Source organism: Streptomyces sp. NRRL S-340 (assembly GCF_000720185.1).
GTDB lineage: Bacteria > Actinomycetota > Actinomycetes > Streptomycetales > Streptomycetaceae > Streptomyces.
Genome location: NZ_JOIY01000036.1, coordinates 113208 through 136245 on the forward strand (window position 1 = coordinate 113208; position 23038 = coordinate 136245).

The 23038-nt window shown below is 73.3% G+C and carries 20 protein-coding genes; 12 read left to right on the forward strand and 8 right to left on the reverse strand.

Features of this window, described 5'->3' with window-relative positions; all coding sequences use genetic code 11:
- Nucleotides 1-71: 71 nt before the first annotated feature.
- The 7 genes from IG64_RS26805 to IG64_RS26835 form a co-directional block, all read right to left on the reverse strand.
- Nucleotides 72-1292 (reverse strand): TerD family protein, encoded by a 1221-nt coding sequence (locus tag IG64_RS26805; RefSeq protein WP_037860819.1) that lies wholly within the window; start codon nt 1290-1292, stop codon nt 72-74.
- Between the two features lie 206 nt (nt 1293-1498).
- The gene (locus IG64_RS26810; RefSeq protein WP_037860821.1) at nt 1499-2488 is read right to left on the reverse strand and encodes a zinc-dependent alcohol dehydrogenase family protein; all 990 of its coding nucleotides are present in this window, start codon (nt 2486-2488) and stop codon (nt 1499-1501) included.
- Nucleotides 2485-3309: a carbohydrate ABC transporter permease gene (locus IG64_RS26815; RefSeq protein ID WP_037860822.1), complete on the reverse strand. Its 825-nt coding sequence runs from the start codon at nt 3307-3309 to the stop codon at nt 2485-2487. Before IG64_RS26815 ends, IG64_RS26810 begins: the two co-directional genes overlap by 4 nt.
- On the reverse strand, nt 3306-4244 hold the full coding sequence (locus IG64_RS26820; protein ID WP_037860823.1) for a carbohydrate ABC transporter permease: 939 nt from the start codon (nt 4242-4244) through the stop codon (nt 3306-3308). Before IG64_RS26820 ends, IG64_RS26815 begins: the two co-directional genes overlap by 4 nt.
- Nucleotides 4241-5614: an ABC transporter substrate-binding protein gene (locus IG64_RS26825; RefSeq protein WP_037860825.1), complete on the reverse strand. Its 1374-nt coding sequence runs from the start codon at nt 5612-5614 to the stop codon at nt 4241-4243. Before IG64_RS26825 ends, IG64_RS26820 begins: the two co-directional genes overlap by 4 nt.
- A 153-nt stretch (nt 5615-5767) precedes the next feature.
- Nucleotides 5768-6538 (reverse strand): DeoR/GlpR family DNA-binding transcription regulator, encoded by a 771-nt coding sequence (locus IG64_RS26830; protein ID WP_037860904.1) that lies wholly within the window; start codon nt 6536-6538, stop codon nt 5768-5770.
- A gap of 430 nt (nt 6539-6968) precedes the next feature.
- The gene (locus tag IG64_RS26835; protein WP_037860827.1) at nt 6969-7778 is read right to left on the reverse strand and encodes an NAD-dependent epimerase/dehydratase family protein; all 810 of its coding nucleotides are present in this window, start codon (nt 7776-7778) and stop codon (nt 6969-6971) included.
- Between the two features lie 293 nt (nt 7779-8071).
- Between IG64_RS26835 and IG64_RS26840 the strand changes: the two genes are divergently transcribed.
- On the forward strand, nt 8072-9013 hold the full coding sequence (locus tag IG64_RS26840; protein ID WP_037860829.1) for a 5-dehydro-4-deoxyglucarate dehydratase: 942 nt from the start codon (nt 8072-8074) through the stop codon (nt 9011-9013).
- The gene (locus IG64_RS26845; RefSeq protein WP_037860831.1) at nt 9010-10173 is read left to right on the forward strand and encodes an alanine-rich protein; all 1164 of its coding nucleotides are present in this window, start codon (nt 9010-9012) and stop codon (nt 10171-10173) included. The genes IG64_RS26840 and IG64_RS26845 overlap by 4 nt, the downstream gene beginning before the upstream one ends.
- A 163-nt stretch (nt 10174-10336) precedes the next feature.
- Here the strand turns inward: IG64_RS26845 and IG64_RS26850 are convergent, their stop codons facing one another.
- The gene (locus IG64_RS26850; RefSeq protein ID WP_078884236.1) at nt 10337-11611 is read right to left on the reverse strand and encodes an MFS transporter; all 1275 of its coding nucleotides are present in this window, start codon (nt 11609-11611) and stop codon (nt 10337-10339) included.
- 356 nt (nt 11612-11967) lie between these two features.
- Here IG64_RS26850 and IG64_RS26855 point away from each other — a divergent pair, with 356 nt between their 5' ends.
- From IG64_RS26855 to IG64_RS26900, 10 genes are all read left to right on the forward strand, one after another.
- Entirely contained in the window at nt 11968-12564 is a 597-nt protein-coding gene (locus tag IG64_RS26855; RefSeq protein ID WP_037860834.1) for a TIGR03086 family metal-binding protein, read from the forward strand.
- A gap of 169 nt (nt 12565-12733) precedes the next feature.
- Nucleotides 12734-13417 (forward strand): GntR family transcriptional regulator, encoded by a 684-nt coding sequence (locus tag IG64_RS26860; RefSeq protein ID WP_037860836.1) that lies wholly within the window; start codon nt 12734-12736, stop codon nt 13415-13417.
- Nucleotides 13414-14325, forward strand: a complete 912-nt coding sequence (locus tag IG64_RS26865) for a dihydrodipicolinate synthase family protein (RefSeq protein WP_037860838.1) — start codon at nt 13414-13416, stop codon at nt 14323-14325. Before IG64_RS26860 ends, IG64_RS26865 begins: the two co-directional genes overlap by 4 nt.
- Entirely contained in the window at nt 14322-16055 is a 1734-nt protein-coding gene (gene araD, locus IG64_RS26870) for an L-arabinonate dehydratase (protein WP_037860839.1), read from the forward strand. Before IG64_RS26865 ends, araD begins: the two co-directional genes overlap by 4 nt.
- A gap of 102 nt (nt 16056-16157) precedes the next feature.
- Entirely contained in the window at nt 16158-17093 is a 936-nt protein-coding gene (locus tag IG64_RS26875) for a carbohydrate ABC transporter permease (protein ID WP_037860842.1), read from the forward strand.
- Nucleotides 17090-17974, forward strand: coding sequence for a carbohydrate ABC transporter permease (locus tag IG64_RS26880; protein WP_037860843.1), 885 nt, complete (start codon nt 17090-17092; stop codon nt 17972-17974). The genes IG64_RS26875 and IG64_RS26880 overlap by 4 nt, the downstream gene beginning before the upstream one ends.
- Nucleotides 17971-19152 carry a Gfo/Idh/MocA family protein gene (locus tag IG64_RS26885; protein ID WP_037860845.1) on the forward strand — a complete coding sequence of 394 codons (1182 nt, stop codon included), beginning with the start codon at nt 17971-17973 and terminating at the stop codon, nt 19150-19152. The genes IG64_RS26880 and IG64_RS26885 overlap by 4 nt, the downstream gene beginning before the upstream one ends.
- Nucleotides 19149-19994 carry a PmoA family protein gene (locus IG64_RS26890; RefSeq protein WP_037860848.1) on the forward strand — a complete coding sequence of 282 codons (846 nt, stop codon included), beginning with the start codon at nt 19149-19151 and terminating at the stop codon, nt 19992-19994. The genes IG64_RS26885 and IG64_RS26890 overlap by 4 nt, the downstream gene beginning before the upstream one ends.
- Nucleotides 19991-21523, forward strand: a complete 1533-nt coding sequence (locus IG64_RS26895) for a glycoside hydrolase 43 family protein (RefSeq protein ID WP_037860850.1) — start codon at nt 19991-19993, stop codon at nt 21521-21523. Before IG64_RS26890 ends, IG64_RS26895 begins: the two co-directional genes overlap by 4 nt.
- A gap of 150 nt (nt 21524-21673) precedes the next feature.
- Complete coding sequence (locus tag IG64_RS26900) at nt 21674-23032, forward strand: ABC transporter substrate-binding protein (RefSeq protein WP_420709986.1); 1359 nt, start codon at nt 21674-21676, stop codon at nt 23030-23032.
- Nucleotides 23033-23038: the final 6 nt, after the last annotated feature.

Below are 23038 nucleotides of genomic sequence, written 5' to 3' on the forward strand. Positions count from 1 at the left end.
GCTCCGGGTGGCGGGCGTGCCGGCGCGGCGCGGGGCCAGGAGGTGCGCCGGGCACCGCGCCGCCGTGGTGCCTACAGTGCCTGGGCGGCCGGCTTCACCATGTTCCGTACGGTGCGCGCCTTGACGAAGTCGCCGATGGCCGTCATCTCCCACTCGCCGGAGTACTGCCGGATCAGCTTGGCCATCATCACGCCGGTCTGGGCCTCGGCGCCGGTGAGGTCGAAGCGGACCAGTTCCTCGCCGGTTCCGGCGTCCAGGAGCCGGCAGTACGCCTTGGCGACCTCCGTGAACTTCTGGCCTGAGAAGGAGTTGACCGTGAAGACGAGGCCGGTGACCTCCTGCGGGAGGCGTCCGAGGTCGACCACGATGACCTCGTCGTCACCAGCGCCCTCGCCCGTGAGGTTGTCGCCGGAGTGCTTCACCGCGCCGCCCAGGATGGACAGCTTGCCGAAGTAGCAGCTGTCGATGTGGTTGCGCTGCGGGCCGTAGGCGATGACCGAGGCGTCCAGGTCGATGTCCGCGCCGCGGAAGGCGGGCTCCCAGCCGAGGCCCATCTTCACCTGGGACAGCAGGGGCCGGCCGCCCTTGACGAGGGACACCGTCTGGTTCTTCTGAAGACTGACCCGGCCCTTGTCGAGGTTGACCTTCCCGGTGCCGGCGGCGGGCGGGGCCGACGGCGCGGGCGGGGGCGGCGCGACCGGCCCGGTGACCTGGGTGTGGGGGGCGGGCGGCGGGGCCGTCGGCTGCGGCGGGGTGCCCGGGTGCGGCGGGGCCACCGGCTGCTGCGGGGCGGCCGGCGGTTCCTCCACGCTCACGCCGAAGTCGGTCGCGATGCCGGCGAGCCCGTCGGCGTACCCCTGGCCGACGGCCCGTGCCTTCCACTGCCCGCCGCGCAGGTAGATCTCCACGATCACCAGCGCCGTCTCGGTGCCGAGCCGGGGCGGGGTGAAGGTGGCCAGCGGGGAGCCGTCGTCCGCGTCGCGGATGGTGGCCGTGGGCTCGATGCCCTGGAAGGTCTGCCCGGCGGCGTCCGGGCTGGCGGTGACCACGATCTTCTCGATGCCGGGCGGCACCGCGGCCGTGTCGACGGTGATCGCGTCCGGCGCGGTGCCGCCGCCCGAGCGGTAGGTCACGCCCGGGCCGGAGGGCTGGTTGTAGAAGATGAAGTCGTCGTCCGAGCGCACCTTGCCGTCGCCGGTGAGCAGCAGGCCCGAAACGTCCAGCCGCACGGGCGCGGCCACGTCGACCGTGACACGGGCGGCGGAGAGAGGAATGTTCGAGCCGGGGGTCATAGCTGTCATGCCGGGTGAACGAGCGAGGGGACTTTGCCGTTCCCTTACCCAGCGGGAAGAGGCCGTCCGGGTGGCGGCGGGCGCGGCCCGACGGGTCTTGCCGCCCCGTTCCACCCCGCTCCTCCCGTCCCCGGGCGCTTCCCCCAGGCCTCCCTGTCGGCCTCCGGCGTCCTCCTCGGACGCCGGACGGGCCCGGACGCGGTGCCCTACGGCACCACCACGATCTTGCGGCCCACCCCCGCCGCGAACTGCTCCAGCGCCTGCGGGTAGCTCTCCAGCGGGAGGCGGTCGCTGATGAAGACGTCCGGGTCCAGCACGCCGTTGGCGAAGAGTTCGGCCGCGCGTTCGTAGCTGTGCAGGACCGCCATCGAACCCGTGATGGTGATCTCCTGGTTGTAGATGCGGTACGGGTCGATCTCCACCCGGGTGGCGTAGTCGGCCACGCCGAACTGGAGGAACGTGCCCGCCTTGGCGACCCGGCCCAGACCGTCCTGGATGGCCGCCGCGTTGCCGGTGGCGTCGATGACCAGGTCCCAGCCCTGCGGCCGGTCCAGTTCGTCCGCGTTCGCGGCCGACGCCGAGACCCCCAGAGCGCGGGCCGTCTCCAGCCGGGCGGGGTTCACGTCGACCACGTCGACGCTCGCCGCGCCGGTCCGCTTGGCCAGCTCCAGCATCATCAGGCCCATCGTCCCGGAGCCGTAGATCAGGACGTGGGCGCCGAGCCGGGACCGCAGGACGTCGTAGCCGCGCACCGCGCAGGACAGCGGCTCGATCAGGGCCGCGTCCTGGGTGCGGACGTGTTCGGGGAGCTTGACGCAGTTGGCGACCGGGGCCGACGCGTACTGCGCGGCGCCGCCCGCCGTCGTCACGCCGATCGCGGCCCAGCGTTCGCACAGGTTGTTGTGGCCGGTGCGGCACTGGCGGCACTCGTAGCAGTACAGGGACGGGTCCACCGCCACCCGGTCGCCCGCCGCGACCTCGGTGACCTGGGTGCCGACGGCGACGACGCGGCCGGCGAACTCGTGGCCCGGCACGATCGGCAGCTTGGGCGCGAACTCGCCCTGCAGGATGTGCAGGTCCGTCCCGCACAGGCCGCAGGCGGCGACCTCCACGACGACCTCGCGCGGCCCGGGCGTCGGGTCGGGGACCTCGGTGACGACGGCACGGCCCACGGACTCGATGACGGCGGCCTTCATTTCACGGCTCCAAGCGACAGGCCCTGGACCAGTTTGTCCTGGGCGGCGAACCCCGCGGCGAGCACCGGCAGGGAGATGACGAGCGACGCGGCGCACACCTTGGCCAGGAACAGGCCCTGGCTGGTGATGAAACCGGTCAGGAAGACGGGGGCGGTCTCGGCGACCACGCCGGTGAGCACCCGCGCGAAGAGCAGTTCGTTCCAGCTGAAGATGAAGCAGATCAGCGCCGTCGCCGCGATCCCGGGGACGGCGATGGGGGCGACCACGCGGGCCAGGATCGTGGGCAGGCGGGCGCCGTCGACGCGGGCCGCCTCGATCACCGCGACCGGCACCTCGGCGAGGAAGGACTGCATCATCCACACCGCGATCGGCAGGTTCATGGAGGTGTAGAGGACGACGAGCAGCCAGATGTTGTCCAGCATCCCGGCGTTCTTGGCGAACAGGTAGATCGGCAGCAGTCCGGCCACCGCCGGCAGCATCTTGGTGGACAGGAAGAAGAACAGCACGTCCGTCCACTTCCTCACCGGCCGGATCGACAGCGCGTAGGCCGCCGGGAGGGCCAGGACCAGGACGAACAGCGTCGAGACCACCGAGGCGACCGCCGAGTTGACCAGCGCGGGCCAGGGGCTGGGGCCGCCGCCGCTGCCGAAGAAGTCGCGGTAGCCGTCCAGGGTGAGGGAGGCGGCGAAGGAGGGCGGGTTGGTCGCCGCGTCCGCCTCCGAGTGGAAGGAGGTCAGCGCCATCCAGGCGATGGGCAGGAAGAAGACGATGCCGGCCAGCCAGGCGACCAGGCCGAGACCGTTGCGCTTGAGGACGTTCATGCGCGGGACGCCTCCTCGCGGAACAGGGACGAGACCACGCGCAGGGCGAAGGTCGCGATGACGATCGAGCCGATGACGACCAGGACACCGGCGGCCGAGGCCAGCCCGTTCTCGTGGGCCTGGTAGAAGCTCTGGTAGACGGTGTAGGGCAGGTTGGCGGTGCCCAGGCCCCCGGAGGTGAGGGTGAACACCGCGTCGAAGTTCTGCACGATGTAGATCGAGCCGAGCAGCGCCCCCAGTTCGAGGTAGCGGCGCAGGTGAGGCAGCGTGAGGTGGACGAAGATCTGCCAGTCGCCGGCGCCGTCCACCCGGGCGGCCTCGATCTGCTGCTGGTCGCGGCTCTGCAGGCCGGCCAGCAGGATCAGCATCATGAAGGGCGTCCACTGCCACACCAGTGAGGCCTCGACCGCCAGCAGTGGGGTGTTGGAGATCCAGTCCGGCTGGGGCCCGCCGACGTAGTGCAGCAGGCCGTTGAGCAGGCCGTACTCGGGGTTGTAGAGCACGTGTTTCCACAGCAGGGCGGCGGCGACCGGCACGACGAGGAAGGGGGCGATCAGCAGGGTGCGCACGGCTCCCCGGCCGGGGAAGCGGCGGTCCAGGAGGAGGGCGAGGGCCAGGCCCAGGACCAGGCTGGCCAGCACCACCGCCACGGTCAGCAGGACCGTCGTCCACACCGAGTGGCGCAGGTCCGCGTCGGTGAGCACCTGCTGGTAGTTGTCCAGGCCGGTGAAGCGGCGGGCCTTGGGGTAGAGCGCGTTCCAGTCGAAGAAGGAGATCACCAGCGTGGCCACGAACGGGAGCTGGGTCACGGCGATCATGAAGACGAGGGCGGGCAGCAGCGGGGCGCGGGTCGCCCAGGCGCGCAGCCGGGGGGAGGGCCGCCGGGGCGCGAGCGGCTCGGTGGCGGCCACGGGGGCCGTGGTCGTGGCGGTCATCGTCCCTCGTACTCCTTGGCGATCTTCTCGGCGAGCTGCTGGGACTTCTTCAGGGCCGACTCGACGGACTGGCGTCCGGCGACGGCCGCGCTGATCTCCTGGGAGACCTTGGTGCCGAGGTCGGTGAACTCGGGGATGTCGACGAACTGGATGCCGGGCGCGGGCCGCGGCTGGACGCCCGGATCGTTGGGGCGGGCGCTCTCGATGGCGTTCTTCGTCATCTCCTGGAAGGCGGCTGCCTCCGCGCGGTAGGCGGGGTTCTCGTAGGTGGAGGCGCGCTTGCCGGCCGGGACGTTCGACCAGCCGTACGTCCTGCCCACCAGTTGCTCGTACTCCTTGCCGGACGCCCAGGAGACGAACTTCCAGGCTTTGTCCGGGTTGCGGGATGCCTGCTGGATGCCCCAGGCCCACGTGTAGAGCCAGCCCGAGGACCGGGTCTTCTCCACCGGTGCGGGGGCGTAGCCGACCTTGCCCTTGACGGGCGAGCCCTTGGCCTCCAGGGAGCCGGCCGCGCTGGTGGCGTCGTACCACATGGCGACCTTGCCCTGGGTCATGTTGTTCAGGCACTCGGCGAACCCGGACTGGGCGGCGCCCGACTCGCCGTGCTGCCGGACCAGGTCGACGTAGAACTTCGTCGCCCCGGTGAACTCGGGGGAGTCCAGGTGCGCCTTCCAGTCCTTGTCGAACCAGGTGCCGCCGAAGGTGTTCACGACCGTCGTGAGCGGTGCCATCAGCTCGCCCCAGCCGGGCAGTCCGCGCAGGCAGATGCCCTTCATCCCGGGCCGGGCGCCGTCGGCCTTCGCGGCGAGGGCGGCGATCTGCTGCCAGGTGGGGTGGGCGGGCATGGTCAGGCCCTTGGCCGCGAACACGTCCTTGCGGTACATGAGGAAGGACGACTCGCCGTAGAAGGGCTCGCCGTAGAGCTTGCCGTCGTCGGCGGTGAGGGACTGGCGCATCGGCGCGAGGACGTCCTGCTGGTCGAAGCCCCGGTCGCGGGCGACGTAGGAGTCCATCGCGTGCAGCCAGCCGTTGCGGGCGTAGATCGGGATCTCGTAGTTGGAGAGTGTGGCCACGTCGTACTGGCCCGCCTGGTTGGCGAAGTCCTGGCTGATCTTGTCGCGGACGTCGTTCTCCGGCAGCACGGTGAAGTTCACCTTGATGCCGGTCTCCTTGGTGAAGTGCGCGGCGGTGAGCTTCTGCAACTCCGTCATCTGCGGGTTGTTGACCATCAGCACGTTGATGGAGTCGCCGCCGGAACCGGCTCCGCCCGCCCCGACCCAGCAGCCGGAGAGCAGCGGGGCGAGCAGCGTCCCTGCGGCGGCCAGGGCGAGTGTCGCTCGCGGTGGCCGCCGTCGGCTCTGGGTTCGCATGGATCGCTCCTGGACGTAGGGGAGTGGGATGTACGGGGAGACAAGGGGTGCGGCAGGGTGTGCCGCCACGGCGGGCGCGGGTCTTCCGCGACCGGGGCCGCCGGGACCGGGTGCCCGGACGGGCGCGGGCCGGGTGGCCGGGCGGGCCGGGTCTCAGACCCGGACGACCTGCGGGCCGAGCAGGGCGTAGCGGTGGGCCTCGGCCGCCGGGAGCAGGGTGCTGGTCACGATCGCCTCCACCGCGCCGACCTCGGCGAACCGGCAGAAGCTGACCGCGCCGAACTTGGTGTGCGTTCCGGCGAAGACGGTGCGCCGGGCCGCCCGCATCGCCTGTGCCTTGACCTCGCTGACGGCCGGGTCGGGGGTGGTCAGACCGTGTTCGCGGGAGATGCCGTTGGCGCCGATGTAGGCGAGGTCGAGGACGAAACCGGCGAGCATCTTCGTCGTCCAGTGGTCGACGGTGGCCAGCGTGCCCGCGCGGACCCGGCCGCCGAGCAGCAGCACCGACACGTTCGCGGCCTCGGCGAGGGCGCCCGCGACCGGCAGGGAGGCGGTGACCACGGTCAGCGGCCGGTCCCTCGGCAGGGACTCGGCGATGAGCTGCGGGGTGAACCCCTCGTCCACGAAGACCGTCTCGGCGTCCCCGAGCAGATCGGCCGCCGCCGCGGCGATCCGGCGCTTCTCGGGGACGTGGCTGGTGGCCCGGAAGGCGAGGGTCGTCTCGAAGCCGGCGCTCTCCACCGGGTAGGCGCCACCGTGGGTGCGGCGCACGAGACCGTGGTCCTCCAGGGCGCGCAGGTCCCTGCGGATGGTCTCCTTGGCCACACCGAGTTCGCCGGCCAGCGCGGTGACGTCGACCTGGCCGGTGGCCCGCGCGGTCCGCACGATCTCCCGCTGCCGTTCCTCCGCGGTCCGCGCGCCCATGGTCTGCACCTGCCCTCCTGGCGTTGCCCGTTCGGGCCCGGTGGGGCCCTCGGGGCACAGTTGTACAGCGGGTGCGCGGCGCCGACCAGGTCTGTTGCGGGCTCGATGCTGCCCGGGTGTGCCCGTTTGCCGGGGTGCGTGCCCGTCTCGGACCTGCGGGGCTGCCCGGTCGGAGGTGGGATCGGGCACGGCGGATGCCCGCACGCGGGGGCGGGCGGGCCCGTTCGGTGCCCGCCCGCCCCCGGACAGGAGAGGGCAGGGGTGGTTCCCGGCCGTGCGGAGCGGCCCTCGGCCGGCCGTCGGGCCGGCCGGCGTGGCCGGATCGGCGCGGGCGTCAGCGGCGCCGGATCGGCGGGGCCGTCAGGGGAGCCGGAGGCCGTGAACGGCACCGGGGCGGGGGGCCGTCAGGGGAGCCCGGCGGGCGGGGCCGTCAGTAGGGCCAGATCGGCGGGTCGGTCACGAAGTGGCCGCCCAGGTAGGCGTGCGCCTTGTCGTCCGGGTCGAGTTCGCCCTGCTCGGCGATGAGCTTCGCGGCGTACGGCTCGGAGTCGTCCTGCGGTTCGTAGCCGAGCGCCCGCGCGGTGGACAGGTCCCACCACAGGCGGGTGTTGGCGGAGGAGCCGTGGACGACGGTGTGGCCGACGTTCTCGGCGGTGAGGGCGGCGTGGAAGAGGCGGGCGCCGTCGGCGGGGCTCATCCACACCGAGAGCATGCGCACGCTGGTCGGCTCGGGGAAGCAGGAGCCGATGCGCACGGAGACGGTCTCCAGGCCGTGTTTGTCCCAGTAGAGCTGGGCGAGGTCCTCGCCGAACGACTTCGACAGGCCGTAGAAGGTGTCGGGGCGGCGCGGGGTGTCGACCGGGATCAGCGGGTCGTCGCCGCGCGGGCGGGGGGTGTGGCCGATCGCGTGGTTGGAGGAGGCGAAGACGATGCGTCCGACGCCCTCCTCGCGGGCCGCCTCGTACAGGTTGTACGTGCCCTCGATGTTGGCCTTGAGGATCTTCTCGAACGGGGCTTCCAGTGAGATCCCCGCGAGGTGGACGACCGCGTCGACGCCCCGGACCGCGGCGCGCAGGGCCGCCTTGTCGCCGAGGTCGGCGGTGACGGCGTCCGGCTCGCCCTCGATCGGCCGGATGTCGAGGAGGCGGAGCGTGTAGCCGTACTCGGGCAGCAGGTCCCGCATCAGGGTGCCGAGCCCGCCGGCGGCGCCGGTGAGCAGAACGGTGCGGGGAGCGGGCATCTACGGTCTCCTTGCGTCAACCAGCCGTGTGCGGGGACGTGAACCGGGTGCACGGGGCGGCGGGAGCCACGTGCACGGGAGTACGGAAAGCCGTATGCGTGGACGCCATTCACATGCATGGACACGCTAGGGATCGCGGGCGCACGCCGTCAAGTGTGCCGCGCGCGGGCGGGATCCGCTGCCGCTTGCCGGTCCGCCCGCTTGACCGGCCAGGTGAGGGCCGCTTAGCGTGGCCCTGTTCATGAATATGGACGTCGATCAGAAACGTGAGTGCCTGCCCCTAGGGAGAGCCCGTGCCGTCAGCCCCCCTCGCCGAACGCCTCAGCATCCCCAGCGGGCCGCTGTTCTTCCCCGTCACCGCCTACGGCCACGACGGCGCCCTCGACCTCGACGCCTACCGCGCCCATGTGCGCCAAGGGGTCGAGGCCGGTGCCGCCGCCGTCTTCGCGTGCTGCGGCACCGGCGAGTTCCACGCGCTGACACCCGAGGAGTTCGAGACCTGCGTCCGTGCCGCCGTCGAGGCGGCCGAGGGCCGTGCCCCGGTCGTGGCGGGCGCCGGGTACGGCACCGCGCTCGCCGTGCGCTACGCCCGCCTCGCCGAGGCCGCCGGGGCCGACGGGCTGCTCGCCATGCCGCCCTACCTCGTCGCCGCCGCACAGGAGGGACTGCTGCGGCACTACCGCGAAGTGGCCGCCGCGACCGCGCTGCCCGTCATCGTCTACCAGCGCGACAACGCGGTGTTCACCCCGGACACCGCCGTCGCCCTGGCCCGCACCGACGGCGTCATCGGGCTCAAGGACGGCCTCGGCGACCTGGACCTCATGCAGCGCGTCGTCAGCGCGGTGCGCACCGAGGTTCCCGGCGACTTCCTGTACTTCAACGGCCTGCCCACCGCCGAACAGACCCAGCTCGCCTACCGGGGCCTCGGCATCACCCTCTACTCCTCCGCCGTCTTCTGCTTCGTCCCCGAGATCGCCCTCGCCTTCCACCGGGCGCTGCGCGACGGCGACGACACCACCGCCCACCGGCTCCTGGACGGCTTCTACCGTCCCTTCGTCGAACTGCGCGCCCAGGGCAGGGGGTACGCCGTCTCCCTGGTCAAGGCGGGCGTACGGCTGCGGGGGCTGGACGTGGGCGAGGTGCGGCCGCCGCTGCACGAACCGGCCGAGGACCATGTCAAGCGGCTCGCCCGGCTCATCGAACGCGGGTACGCGCTGCTCGGGGGTGACGTGTGAGGGCGTCGGCGTTCGTCTACTCCTGGGACGTCAACGGCGATCCGGCGGCGGCCGAGCGCATCGCCGGGCTCGGCGTGAGAGGGGCGACCCTGGCCGCCGCCTACCACTCCACGCGGGCGCTGACCCCCCGTCACCCGCGCCACCGCGTGGTCACCGCCGAGTACGCGGCCGTCCTCTACCCGCCCGGCGACCGCTGGCAGGGGCGGACGCTGCGGCCCCGGCCCGCCGGTGACTGGGCGCCGGGGGACGCGTACGGCGAGGCGGCGCGGGCACTGGCCGCGGCCGGGCTGGAGGTGCACACCTGGGTCGTCCTCGCGCACAACTCGCGGCTCGGCGCCGAACACCCCGGGACCTCCGTCGTCAACGCCTACGGCGACCGCTACCCGTGGGCGCCCTGCATCGCCCAGCCCGCCACCCGCGCGTACCTCGTCGACCTGGCCGCCGAGGCCGCCGTACGGCCCGGCGCGCGCGGCACCGAACTGGAGTCCCTCGGCTGGTACGGGCTCGCCCACCTGCACGCCCACGACAAGACCGCCGGGGTCGGCCTGGGCGACGCCGGGCAGTACCTGATGTCCCTGTGCTTCTGCCCGGCCTGCCGCGCCGGCTACGACGGACAGGGGCTGGACGCGGACGCCCTGGCGGACGCCGTGCGCACCGCGCTGGAGCCGGTGTGGCGGGGGGCGCCCTCCGGGGACGGCTGGCCCGCGGTCGAGAAGCTGCTCGGCGCGCGCGAGGCGGCGGGCACGCGCGCGTGGCGCGACGAGAGGGCGCGCACCCTCCAGGAGGAGGCGGTCGCGGCGGTCCGCGCGGCGGCGCCCGAGGGCTTCCGGGTGCTGCTGCACGCCGACCCGGTCTCCTACCACTGCGGCGCCAACGCCGGCGTCGACCCCGCGCACGTCCTGTCCGTCGCGGACGGGGTCGTGGTGCCCTGCACGGGCGGGGCGGGCCTGCTCGCGCCCTTCGCCGAGCAGGGACGCGCGGACGCCGTCCTGGCCGCCAACCTGACGATCGTCTCCGGCATGGGCGGCCACCCGGCCGGCCTCGCCGCCGACGCCGCCCGCGCCCGGGACCTGGGCGCGAGCGAACTGCGGCTCTATCACGCCGGGTTGGCCTCGGACGCCGACCTGGCGGCGACGCGGGCCGCACTCGCGCGGGTGTGAGGCGGGAGGCGCCGGGACGGGACGCCGGGCCGGGCGCGGACGGGCGCCGGCACGGGCACGGACGGGCGCCGGCACGGGCACGGACGGGCGCCGGCACGGGCACGGACGGGCGCCGGCACGGGGCGCCGGGTCAGGTGCTGCCCGTGCCGGGCCGGACGCCGGGTCAGGTGCTGCCCGTGCCGGTGCCGGCGGCTGGGTCGGGGTCTGGGGTGGCGGTGGCCGCCGTCGGGGGGTCCTGCGGCCCGTGGGCCGGGGCCGCCAGGGCGGCCGACACGGTCAGCAGGACCGCGCCCAGCACGCCCGGCAGGAGCCGATGGCCGACGCTCCCGGCCAGCCACGCGCCCAGTGCCAGGCCCACGACGTTCGGCACCAGGACGAGGGTGTGCGCCGTCGCCGTCACCCGGCCGACCAGCGCACCCGGTGTCCCGTGCTGCACGGCCGTGAACGCCGCGATCAGCACGCAGGGCAGCCCGGCCCCGATCGCCGCGCAGCAGCCCAGCACCAACGGGTCGGCCGGAACGGCCCGCAGGGCCACCGCGACGGCCGTCAGGGCGATCCCGTACGCCGCGAACCGGCGCTCGCCCAGACGGCGCAGCCCGGCGCCCGAGGCGAGCCCGGTCACCACCGAACCGGCGCCCTGGACGGCGTACAGCACGCCCGCGTACGCGGGTGCGTGCCCGAGGGAGTCCACGACCGTGTAGACCAGCGCGCCGTTCACGCCCGCGCACAGCATCGTGGCCGCGCCGGCCAGCACCAGCGAGCGCAGGCGCGGATCGGACCACAGGCGGCGCACGCCCTCGGCGGTGTGCGCCCGCCAGGAGCCGGCCGGTCGCCGCGGCGGCTGTTCGCGGACGCGCAGCAGGGCGTACAGGGCCGCCGCCAGCACGAACGTGACCGCGTCGAGCAGGGCCACGCAGGCGCCGCCGTACGCGGCGTACAGGCCCGCCCCGGCGAGCGGGGCCAGCAGCTTCATGCCCTCCGTCGCGGTCGTCCGCAGCCCGTTGAAGTCGCCCAGCAGCGCCGGGCCGACGGCCTCGGCGACCAGCGCGGACTGGGCGGCGTCGACCACCACGCCCAGGGCACCGTAGAGGAACAGCACCGCGTACAGGAGCCAGAGCCGGCCGGGGGAAGCCACGGCGAGGAGGGGCAGGAGGAGGGCCGCGAGCAGCAGGTTCGCGGTGATCAGCAGGGGTTTGCGGCGGGCGCGGTCGGCGAGTGCGCCCAGCGGCGGCCCGGCCAGGGTGGGTGCCCACATCGCGACCAGGCACAGTGCGGCCGGCCCGGTGGAGCCGGTGAGGTCCTTGGCCCACACGCCGGACACCAGCCACAGCGCGGACGTCCCGAAGCCGGAGACCACCACGGCCGCCAGGCACAGCCCCGCCCGCCGGTCGCGCAGCACGCGCAGCAGGGGCGGCAACGTCACGTCGGTCGTCGTCATGCCTGCTGAGCGTGGGGGTAAGGCCCCGCCGTGCGGATCGGGCAGGTGCCCCGGTGCGCGCGCCGCGCTGGCGGGGGACCGCGGTGCGGCATCCGTCATGTTCCGGGGGCGGGCGGTCCCGGCCTGCGGTGATGCGGGGCGCACCCGTCTGCCGGCCCGAGCGGGGGCCGGGGCCGGCCCGGGCGGAAGCGTGGAGCGGACGGTTCGGGTGACGGGGTTCGGCGCGGCCGGACCCGCCGGACTTCGGCGTCCGGAACCGCGCGCGTACTGCCGGGCGGGCGGCCGATGAGATCCGGGGCCGGGGGCGGTCTGCCCCTGCGGCGAGGAAGACCTCCCGCGATCTCAAGGAGCAGGCGATGACCGAACCGATCTTCGATCTGGGACCACAGGCTGCTGTCGTGGCACGGCTGGCGCGGGGAGTGCGCGAGGAGCACCTCCCGGCCCCGACTCCCTGCCCGGACCTGGCGGTCCGCCATCTCCTGGGCCACCTGCTGGGCCTGTCCGTCGCCTTCCGTGACGCCGCCCGCAAGAACCTGGGCGCCACGACCGACACCCGCCCGGACACGACCGTGCCGGACGTCGGGCCGGGCTGGCGCGAGGAACTGCCCCGCGTGCTCGACGACCTCGCCGAGGCATGGCGCGATCCGGCCGCCTGGACAGGCATGACCCAAGCGGGCGGAGTCGACCTGCCGGGAGAGGTCGCCGGCGCCGTCGTCGCGGACGAACTGGTGATCCACGGCTGGGACCTGGCCCGGGCCACCGGCCAGGACTACGAGCCGGATCCGGCCGCGCTCCAGGCGGCGTACGGCTTCCTGCGCGCCGCGGCCGACCAGGCCCCGGAGCGGGGCGCCGGCATCTTCGGGCCCGTCGTCCCCGTCCCCGAGCACGCCCCGCTCCTGGACCGGGCGGTGGGCCTGAGCGGCCGGAACCCGGACTGGCAGCCCCGCCCCTGACCAGCCGGCTCCCGCCCGTCCGCGCCGGCTCCCCTCCGCACCCGGCGATATCCCCCAACCCCTTTTCCTGTCAGAACCGTTGACGAAGCCCCGTGCCCCTCTTACTTTCATCGCGTCGTACTTCGTACGTCATATATGAGACGCGATACGCGAGATCCGAGAGGCGCGCATGACCTCTGTGCCCACGCCCATCCCCTCCCGCACGCAGTACGTGCAGGAGGGGATCAAACACCGCATCCTCACCGGGCAGCTGACCCCCGGGCAGGCGCTGGTCGAGACCGAACTCGCCGCACAGTTCGGGGTGTCGAAGACCCCCGTGCGCGAGGCGCTCAAGACCCTGGCCGGTACCGGACTGGTGGTGATGAACCAGTACAAGGGCGTGACCGTGCGCATGGTGGACGCGGACATGGCGCGCGAGGTCTACGACGTACGCCTGCTGCTGGAGCCGGAGGCGCTGCGGCGCTCGGTCCGGCGCGCCGCCTCCCTCGACGCCGCCCAGGACGCCCTGCGGCGCGCCGACGAGGCCGCGGACACCGCCGAACGCTCGCTGGCCAACCGCGAGTTCCACCGCGCCCTGTACCTGCCCTGCGGCAACCCGCTGCTCGGCCGGATGCTCGACGAGGTCCGCGACCAGGCCGCCCTGGTCTCCGCGGTGGCCTGGTCCGCCGACCCCTCCTGGGAGCAGGAGGCCGCCGAGCACCGGGAGATCCTGCGGCTCGCCCTGGACGGCGACGCCGACGGCGCGGCCCGCGCCCTGCACTCCCACATCGCCTCCTTCGTGCACCGGGCCTTCCCCGGGGTCCTCGACACCCCGGACGCCCTCGGCACCCCCGCCGAGGAGGGCCGGAAATGAGCGGCGCGGCCTTCGAGACCCAGCGGGCGGCCCTGGCCGACGTGGTGGCGATCCCGGTGACACCGTTCGCCGAGGACGGCTCCGTCGACCGCCGCACCCACCGGGCCCTGCTGCACCGCCTGCTCGACGGCGGCATCACCACCCTCACCCCGTGCGGCAACACCGGCGAGTTCTACGCCCTCACCCCCGAGGAGCGCCGGCTGGTCACCGAACTGACCGTCGAGGAGAGCCGGGACCGGGCCAGCGTCCTGGTCGGCGTCGGCCACGACATCCCCACCGCCGTCGCCTCCGCCCGGCACGCCCGCGAACTGGGCGCGCAGATGGTCATGATCCACCAGCCCGTCCACCCCTACGTCTCCCAGGGCGGCTGGGTCGACTACCACCGCGCCATCGCGGAGGCCGTGCCCGACCTGGGCGTCGTGCCCTACCTGCGCAACGCCCAGCTGCCGGGCGCCCGCCTCGCCGAACTCGCCGACGCCTGCCCCAACGTCGTCGGCGTCAAGTACGCCGTTCCCGACGCGGCCCGCTTCGCCGCGTTCGCCCGGGACGCGGGCCTGGACCGCTTCGTCTGGGTGGCCGGTCTCGCCGAGCCGTACGCGCCCTCGTACTTCTCCGCCGGAGCCACCGGCTTCACCTCCGGCCTGGTCAACGTCGCCCCCGCCGTCTCCCGGAACATGCTGGAGGCGCTGCGGGCAGGCGACTACCCGGCCGCGATGAAGGTGTGGGAGCAGATCCGCCGCTTCGAGGAACTGCGCGCGGCGGGCGGCTCCGCCGACAACGTCACGGTGGTCAAGGAGGCCCTCGCCTCGCTCGGCCTGTGCCGCCGGGACGTGCGCCCGCCCAGCAAGCCGCTGCCCGAGAGCCGGCGCGCCGAGGTCGCCGCCATCGCCGCCGGGTGGTCGATATGAGCGCGCCCCGCAAGCGTCCCGAGGACCTCCGCAGCCACCAGTGGTACGGCACCGACGGCCTGCGCTCCTTCAGCCACCGCGCCCGCACCCGCCAGCTCGGCTACCTGCCCGAGGAGCACCTGGGCAAGCCGGTCATAGCGATCCTCAACACCTGGTCCGACATCAACCCCTGCCACGTCCACCTGCGCGAGCGCGCCCAGGCCGTCAAGCGCGGGGTGTGGCAGGCGGGCGGCTTCCCGCTGGAGTTCCCGGTCTCCACCCTCAGCGAGACCTTCCAGAAGCCGACGCCGATGCTCTACCGCAACCTGCTCGCCATGGAGACCGAGGAGCTGCTGCGTTCCTACCCGGTCGACGGCGCCGTCCTGATGGGCGGCTGCGACAAGTCCACGCCCGCCCTGCTCATGGGCGCGGCCAGCGTCGGCCTGCCCGCCGTGTTCGTGCCCGCCGGGCCGATGCTGCCGGGCCACTGGCGGGGAGAGGTCCTCGGTTCGGGCACCGACATGTGGAAGTACTGGGACGACAGGCGGGCCGGTCTCATCGGCGACTGCGAGATGGCCGAACTGGAGAGCGGCCTGGCCCGTTCGCCCGGCCACTGCATGACCATGGGCACCGCCTCCACCCTCACGGCCGCCGCCGAGGCGCTCGGCGTGACCGTGCCCGGCGCCTCCAGCATCCCGGCGGTGGACTCCGGTCACGACCGGATGGCGGCCAGGGCCGGGATGACGATCGTCGAACTCGTCCACAAGGACCGCCGGCTGAGCGACATCCTCACCGGCGAGGCCTTCGAGGACGCCGTCACCACCGTCCTCGGGCTCGGCGGCTCCACCAACGCGGTCATCCACCTGATCGCGATGGCCGGCCGGGCCGGGGTGAAGCTCACCCTCGACGACTTCGACCGCATCGCCCGCACGGTCCCGGTCCTCGCCGACGTCCGTCCCGGCGGTCGGAAGTACCTGATGGAGGACTTCCACTTCGCGGGCGGCCTGCCCGGCTTCCTCTCCCGCATCCCCGACCTGCTCCACCTCGACCGGCCCACCGCAGCCCACGACAGCCTGCGCGAACAGCTCGCCGGCGCCCGGGTGCACGACGACGACGTGATCCGGCCCCGCGACAACCCGGTGGCGCCCGAGGGCGGGGTGGCCGTCCTGCGCGGCAACCTCTGCCCCGACGGAGCGGTCATCAAGCACATCGCCGCCGAACCGCACCTGCTGCGGCACACCGGCCCGGCCGTCGTCTTCGACGACTACCGGACCATGCAGCGCACCATCGACGACCCGTCGCTGCACATCACCGCCGACAGCGTGCTGGTGCTGCGCAACGCGGGCCCCCAGGGCGGCCCCGGCATGCCCGAGTACGGCATGCTCCCGATCCCCGGCCACCTCCTCAAGCAGGGCGTGCGGGACATGGTCCGCATCTCCGACGCCCGGATGAGCGGCACCAGTTACGGCGCGTGCGTGCTGCACGTGGCGCCCGAGTCGTACGTCGGCGGACCGCTCGCCCTGGTCCGCACCGGCGACGCGATCACCCTCGACGTCGAGGCGCGCACCCTCCGGCTGGAGGTCGACGACGAGGAGCTGGCGCGCCGCCGGGCCGAATGGACCCCGCCGCCCGCGCGCTACGAACGCGGCTACGGCGCCCTCTACGCCGACCAGATCACCCAGGCCGACACCGGCTGCGACTTCGAGTTCCTGGCCCGGCCGGGCAACGTCCCGGACCCGTACGCGGGCTGACTCCCCCCGTACCGGGGAAGCCCCCGGACCCCTCGGTCACGTGTACGTAGCAAGCGCTTCCCGCACGCGCTGTATCTGCCCCACTGCGAACGGAGAACAGTCATGGCCCAAGCCGCAGCCGTGGCGAAACCGCCCGCGCCACCCCGGCGGCGCCGTGCCTCCGCCACGCCGCGCAGGCTGCCCTACCTGCTGGTCGCCCCCGCCGCCCTGCTCATGCTGGGCTTCATCGCCTACCCGGTGCTCAGCGTCTTCTACTACAGCCTGCGCAACTACAACCCCACCAAACCGTGGCGCAACGGCTGGGCCGGCCTCGACAACTTCACCCAGGCCTTCCGCCACGACCCCCAGTTCTGGGACACGCTGACCTTCAGCGCCAAGTGGGTCGTCGTCGAGGTCGGCCTCCAGCTCCTGTTCGGACTCGCCCTCGCCCTGATCGTCAACCAGACCTTCGTGGGCCGCTCGCTCGGCCGGGCGCTGGTGTTCTCCCCGTGGGCCGTCTCCGGGGTGCTCACCTCCGCGATCTGGGTGCTCCTCTACAACTCCCAGACCGGCATCAGCCGCTACCTCGCCGACATGGGCCTCGGCTCCTACGGCACCAGCTGGCTGTCGGACACCTCCACCGTCTTCCCGGCCGCGGTCGTCGCCGACCTGTGGCGGGGCGTGCCCTTCTTCGCCATCCTCATCCTCGCCGACCTCCAGTCCGTCTCCAAGGACCTGTACGAGGCCGCCGAGGTCGACGGGGCGAGCCGCCTCAAGCAGTTCCGGCACATCACCCTGCCCCATCTGAAGGACGCCATCGTCCTGTCCACGCTGCTGCGCGCGGTGTGGGAGTTCAACAACGTCGACCTGCTCTACACCCTCACCGGCGGCGGCCCGGCGGGCGAGACCACCACGCTCCCGCTCTACATCGCCAACACCAGCGTCGACGCCCACAACTTCGGCTACGCCTCCGCCCTGACCACGGTGGCGTTCGTGATCCTGCTCTTCTGCTCGATCGTCTATCTGCGGCTGAGCAAGTTCGGAGGTGACGAGAAGTGATCACCGAGATCGCCCCCGCGCCCGAACGGGCGGCCCCCGCGCCCGAGCGCCCGCGCGGCAGGCGCCGCGCCTGGGACGAGGTACCGCGCCGGCACATCTACCTGCCGCTGTCGGTCTACCTGGTCTTCACCCTGATCCCGTTCTACTGGATCCTGCTGTTCGCGCTGCGCCCGGCGGGCTCCACCTCACTGGTGCCCTGGCCGGTCACCTTCGACCACTTCGAGAAGGTGTGGACCGAGCGCAGCTTCGGCACCTACTTCCAGAACAGCGTCCTGGTCGCCCTGGCGACGCTGGTGCTCACCACGGTGGTGGCGCTGGCCGGCGGCTACGCGCTCGCCCGGTTCGACTTCCGGCTGAAGCGGGCGTTCATGCTGGGGCTGCTGTGCTCGCAGTTCGTCCCCGGCGCGCTCCTGCTGGTCCCGCTCTTCCAGATCTTCGCCAAGCTGTCGATGATCAACTCGCTGGGCAGTGTCATCGTCGCCGAGACCGTCTTCCAGCTGCCGCTGTCGATGATCCTGATCAGCGGCTTCATCCGGAACGTGCCGCCCTCCCTGGAGGAGGCCGCCTGGGTGGACGGCTGCAACCGGTTCGCCGCCTTCCGGATCGTCGTCCTGCCACTGCTGCGGCCCGGACTGATCGCCGTCGGCTCCTTCGCGTTCGTGCACGCCTGGAACCACTTCCTGTTCGCCCTGATGTTCCTGTCCGACCAGGGCAAACAGACCATCCCCGTCGGCCTCGACACCCTGATGAGCGCGGACAGCGTCGACCTCGGCGCCCTGGCCGCGGGCGGCATCATCGCCGCCGTCCCGGTGGTCGTCGTCTTCGCCTTCATCCAGAAGTGGCTGATCACCGGCTTCAGCGCGGGGGCGGTGAAGGGATGACGACCACACCCGCCCCCACCCCCGCACCCCTGTCCCTGCCCGTCCCGGTCGTGCTCGCCGGGGCCCGCGGCCACGGCCGCACCCACCTCGACAACCTCCGCCGCCTCCAGGGCAAGGGCCTCGTCCGGCTGGTGGGCATCTGCGAACCGGCCCCGCTCACTGCGGGCGAGATCCCCGCCGGACTGGGCAGCCCCGCGCAGTCCGCCGACCTCGGCGCCCTGCTGGGCACCACCGGCGCGCGCGTCGCCGTCCTGTGCACCCCCATCCCCACCCACACCGGCCTGGCGCTCACCGCCGCCGCGCGGGGCGTGCACATCCTCCTGGAGAAGCCGCCCACGCCGTCGATGGCCGAGTTCCGGCGCCTGTGCGACGGGATCGCAGCCGCCGGCGTGGCCTGCCAGATCGGCTTCCAGTCACTGGGCTCGCACGCCGTGCCCGCCGTCCGGGAACTGATCGCCCAGGGCGCGATCGGAGAGGTCACCGGAGCGGGCGGCGCCGGAGCCTGGGCACGCGACGAGGCGTACTACCGGCGCGCCCCCTGGGCCGGCAGGCGCCGCCTGAACGGCACCGACGTGGTCGACGGCGTCCTCACCAACCCGCTCGCCCACATCACCGCCACCGCCCTCGCCCTGCTCGGCACCACCCGCGCACAGGACGTCACCGGCATCGAGACCGAGCTGTGGCGGGCCAACGCCATCGAGTCCGACGACACCTCCTGCGCCCGCCTCACCACCACCCGCGCACCGCTCACCGTCGCCGCGACCCTGTGCGCCGAACACCCCGGCGAGCCGTACGTCCTGGTGCACGGCAGCCGCGGCCGGATCACCTTCTGGTACAAGCAGGACAGGGTGCTGCTGCAACGCGCGGGCCACGGCCCGCAGGAGTTCCACCACGGCCGCACCGACCTGCTGGAGAACCTGCTCGCGCACCTCACCTCCGGGGCGGACCTGCTGGTCCCGCCCGACGCCACGGGCGCCTTCATGCGGCTCGTCGAAGCCGTCCGCACCGCCCCCGGCCCCGCGCCGCTGCCCGCCGCGGCCTGGCGGACGCCCCCCGGCGAGCACCGGCGGACCGTGCCCGGCGTCGACGAACTCGTCGCGGCCGCGGCCGACACCCTCTCCCTCTACTCCGAACTAGGCGCCGCCTGGGCCCGGCCGAAGGAGGCGACCCGCGGATGACGGCTGACGACTCCCCGGTGCTGCGGGTCGCGGGCCGCCCGGTCGCCCGCTGCGTCACCCGGCCACGACTGCCCGAACGGCTCGCCCCCCGCCCCTACCTGCACCCCGTCACCACCCTGGCAGGCACCGCCGTCACCGAACTGAGCCCCGCCGACCACCTCCACCACCTCGGCGTCGGTGTCGCCGTCCCCGACGTCGAGGGGCACAACTTCTGGGGCGGCCGGACCTTCGTCCGCGACCGGGGCCCGGTCGAACTGGACAACCACGGCGCCCAGCGGCACACCGGGTTCCCGCTCCGCGGGAGCGACCGCTTCGAGGAGGAGCTGCGCTGGGTCGCCGCCGGCCGCGAACTGCTCAGGGAACACCGCACCGTCACCGCCGCCCCGCTCACCGGCACCGCCTGGTCACTGGACCTCTCCTTCTCCCTCACCAACGTCACCGGCGCCCCGCTCTCCCTCGGCAGCCCCGCCACCAACGGGCGCCCCGGCGCGGCCTACGGCGGCTTCTTCTGGCGCGCCCGCAAGGAGGACGAGCCCGCGCACGCCTTCACCGGCGCGGCCGACGGCGAGGCGGCGGTGCACGGCACCCGCGCCGACTGGCTGGCCCTGGCGGGACGCACCTGGACCCTGGTGTTCGCCGGGGCCACCGACGCCACCCGCCGCGACCCCTGGTTCGTACGGGCCGCCGACTACCCGGGCGTCGGCTCCTCGCTGGCCGGCGCCGAACGGCTGGCCGTCGCGCCCGGCGAGAGCGTCGTACGCCGCGTCGTCACCGTCGTCGCCGACGGCCGGCTCGGCCGCGCCGAGGCGGCGGCCCTGGCCCGCGAGGCGGTGACCCGATGAGCCTGCCCGGCGCCGACCTCGGCGACGGCACCTACGCGAACCCCGTCCTGGACGCCGACTGGTCCGACCCCGACGTGCTGCGCGTCGGCGACGACTACCACCTCACCGCCTCCAGCTTCGGCCGCGCCCCCGGACTGCCGCTGCTGCACTCCCGCGACCTGGTCAACTGGACCCTGGTCGGGCACGCCCTCGAACGCCTCGAACCGGACGCCGGGTTCCGCCTGCCCCGCCACGACCGGGGGGTGTGGGCGCCCGCCCTGCGCCACCACGACGACCGCTTCTGGATCTTCTGGGGCGACCCCGACCACGGCATCTTCCAGATCAACGCCCCCGCCTTCCGCGGCCCCTGGACCCGCCCCCACCTCGTCAAGGCGGGCAAGGGACTCATCGACCCGTGCCCGCTGTGGGACGAGGAGACCGGCGAGGCCTACCTCGTGCACGCCTGGGCCCGCTCCCGCTCCGGCGTCAAGAACCGGCTCACCGGCCACCGCATGCACCCCGACGGCACCGAACTCCTCGACGAGGGCAAGGTGATCGTCGACGCCGACCGGATCCCCGGCTGGTTCACCCTCGAAGGGCCCAAGCTGTACCGGCACGACGGCCGGTTCTGGATCCTGGCGCCCGCCGGGGGAGTGGAGACCGGCTGGCAGGGTGCCTTCCGCGCGCGCGACTTCTTCGGGCCCTACGAGTACCGGGTCGTCCTGGAGCAGAAGGACACCGGCGTCAACGGCCCCCACCAGGGCGGCTGGGTGCGCACCCGGCAGGGCGAGGACTGGTTCCTGCACTTCCAGCAGCGCGGCGCGTACGGCAGGGTCGTCCACCTCCAGCCGATGCGCTGGGAAGACGGGGACGGCTGGCCGGTCATCGGTGACGACGGCGCCCCCGTCGCCGTCCACCGCAAACCCGCCCTGCCGCCGCAGCCGCCCGCCGCGCCCGCCACCGACGACGACTTCCCCGGCGGCCGGTACGGCCGGCAGTGGCAGTGGACCGCCAACCCCCGCGACGGCTGGGCCACCCACCACTCGGGCGACGGCCTGCGGCTGACCTGCGTCCGCTCGCAGGGCGCGGACGACCTGCGCACCCTGCCCCATGTCCTCACCCAGCGGCTGCCGGGCCGGCCCTGCACGGTCGAGACGGAACTGCGCCTGGACGGCACCGGTCCGGGGGCGCGGGCGGGACTGGCCGTCCTCGGGGACGCGTACTGCTGGATCGGGCTGCGGCGCGAGGGCGACGGCACCGTCCGCCTGGTGCACCGGTTCGCCGAAGGGGACGGCGGCGGCGAACGCGACGCCGGCCCCGCGCGCCCCGCACCCGGCGGGCGGGTCGGGCTGCGCGTCGAGATCGGTGCCGGGGCGCGCTGCCGTTTCTTCTACGACCTCGGCGACGGCCTGCGCCCCTCCGGCCAGGTCTTCGCCGCCACCCCCTGGCGCTGGGTCGGTGCCCTGCTCGGCCTGTTCGCGTGCGCGCCCGCCGGGCCGGGGCACGCCGGGACGGCCGGCTTCACCCGGTTCCGCGTCACCGCTCCGTAAGACACCCCCCGCGACCTCGACGAACGCCCGATCCCACCGATCTCCCGACCTCACCGATCTCCCGACCTCACCGATCTCCCGATCTCAACGACTTCCCGCTCCGCACCGCTTCACGATTTCTCGTCGTATCCGGAAGAAGAGAGCCGATCCATGAAGAGCCGGTCAGTGAAGACCACCCTCCACAGAAGCAGGCGCCGCGCCGCCCTCGCCGTCGCACTGGGCTCCGCGCTCGCGCTCACCGCCACCGCCTGCGGCGACGACGGCAGCGGTTCGGGCGGCGCCAAGGGGGCCGAGGGGTCCGGCAAGGGCCGGATCACCTTCTGGGACAACAACGGCGGTGTGCGCACCGACATCTGGAAGCAGGTCATCGCCGACTTCGAGAAGAAGTACCCGGACATCAAGGTCGACTACGTCGGCATCCCCGCGGCGAGCGCCCAGTCCAAGTACGACACCGCGATCCAGGGCGGCGGACTGCCCGACGTCGGCGGCGTGGGCACCGCCATGCTCGCCGAGCTGGCGGCCCAGGGCGCGCTGGAGCCGCTGGACGGGCGGCTGGCGAAGAGCACGCTGAACGGGAAGCTCAGCCAGAACCTGCTCGGCGTGAGCAAGGCGGCGGGCGGCGGCGAGACCCTCTACCAGGTGCCGACCTCCGTGAACAACGGCACGCTGTGGTACCGCACGGACCTGTTCGAGAAGGCCGGGCTGGACGCCCCGACCAGCTGGCCGAAGTTCTACCGGGCCGCGGACAAGCTCACCGACAAGGGCAGGAACGCCTTCGGCTTCACCATCCGCGGCGGCGAGGGCGCCATCGCCCCGGCCCTGGACGCGGTCTACGGGCAGAGCGGCATCACCTCGTTCTGGGACGGCGACAAGACGACCGTCGACGACCCGAAGAACGTGGCCGCCCTGGAGAAGTACGTCGCGCTCTACAAGAAGGACACCCCCTCCGCCGACGTCAACAACGACTTCACCAAGATGGTCGCCCAGTGGGACAGCGGCACCATCGGCATGCTGAGCCACAACCTCGGCTCCTACCAGGACCACCTCAAGGCGCTGGGCAAGGGCAGGTTCCGCGGCATCCCCAACCCGACACTGGCCGACGGCAGCCGGGTGCAGGTGTCCAACCCGGTGGACGGACTCAGCCTGTTCAAGGCCGGCAAGAACAAGACGGCGGCCTGGAAGTTCATCGAGTTCGCCGTCTCGGCCGCGGAGAACTCCAAGTTCAACGAGGCCGCCGGACAGGTGCCCGCCAACACGGAGGCCGCCAAGGACGCCTGGATCCAGCGGTCCGAGCCGACGAAGCTGGCGGCCGAGGCGCTCAACGGCGGCAACACGAAGATCGTGCAGCTGCCGTACTACCTGCCCGACTGGAACACCATCTCCAAGGCCGACAACGAGCCGAACTTCCAGAAGCTGCTGCTCGGCAAGATGACCGCGAAGCAGTTCCTGGACACGCTGGCCGGCCAGCTGAACAAGGCGCAGGCCGAGTGGAAGCAGCAGAGGGGCTGACCGGCG

Bases quoted from the DNA above. Each gene is read 5' to 3' on its own strand.
- IG64_RS26805 (WP_037860819.1), bottom strand. From the start codon at position 1,292: ATGACCCCCGGCTCGAACATTCCTCTCTCCGCCGCCCGTGTCACGGTC.
- IG64_RS26810 (WP_037860821.1), bottom strand. From the start codon at position 2,488: ATGAAGGCCGCCGTCATCGAGTCCGTGGGCCGTGCCGTCGTCACCGAG.
- IG64_RS26815 (WP_037860822.1), bottom strand. From the start codon at position 3,309: ATGAACGTCCTCAAGCGCAACGGTCTCGGCCTGGTCGCCTGGCTGGCC.
- IG64_RS26820 (WP_037860823.1), bottom strand. From the start codon at position 4,244: ATGACCGCCACGACCACGGCCCCCGTGGCCGCCACCGAGCCGCTCGCG.
- IG64_RS26825 (WP_037860825.1), bottom strand. From the start codon at position 5,614: ATGCGAACCCAGAGCCGACGGCGGCCACCGCGAGCGACACTCGCCCTG.
- IG64_RS26830 (WP_037860904.1), bottom strand. From the start codon at position 6,538: ATGGGCGCGCGGACCGCGGAGGAACGGCAGCGGGAGATCGTGCGGACC.
- IG64_RS26835 (WP_037860827.1), bottom strand. From the start codon at position 7,778: ATGCCCGCTCCCCGCACCGTTCTGCTCACCGGCGCCGCCGGCGGGCTC.
- IG64_RS26850 (WP_078884236.1), bottom strand. From the start codon at position 11,611: ATGACGACGACCGACGTGACGTTGCCGCCCCTGCTGCGCGTGCTGCGC.
- IG64_RS26855 (WP_037860834.1), top strand. From the start codon at position 11,968: ATGACCGAACCGATCTTCGATCTGGGACCACAGGCTGCTGTCGTGGCA.
- IG64_RS26860 (WP_037860836.1), top strand. From the start codon at position 12,734: ATGACCTCTGTGCCCACGCCCATCCCCTCCCGCACGCAGTACGTGCAG.
- IG64_RS26865 (WP_037860838.1), top strand. From the start codon at position 13,414: ATGAGCGGCGCGGCCTTCGAGACCCAGCGGGCGGCCCTGGCCGACGTG.
- araD (WP_037860839.1), top strand. From the start codon at position 14,322: ATGAGCGCGCCCCGCAAGCGTCCCGAGGACCTCCGCAGCCACCAGTGG.
- IG64_RS26875 (WP_037860842.1), top strand. From the start codon at position 16,158: ATGGCCCAAGCCGCAGCCGTGGCGAAACCGCCCGCGCCACCCCGGCGG.
- IG64_RS26885 (WP_037860845.1), top strand. From the start codon at position 17,971: ATGACGACCACACCCGCCCCCACCCCCGCACCCCTGTCCCTGCCCGTC.
- IG64_RS26890 (WP_037860848.1), top strand. From the start codon at position 19,149: ATGACGGCTGACGACTCCCCGGTGCTGCGGGTCGCGGGCCGCCCGGTC.
- IG64_RS26895 (WP_037860850.1), top strand. From the start codon at position 19,991: ATGAGCCTGCCCGGCGCCGACCTCGGCGACGGCACCTACGCGAACCCC.
- IG64_RS26900 (WP_420709986.1), top strand. From the start codon at position 21,674: ATGAAGAGCCGGTCAGTGAAGACCACCCTCCACAGAAGCAGGCGCCGC.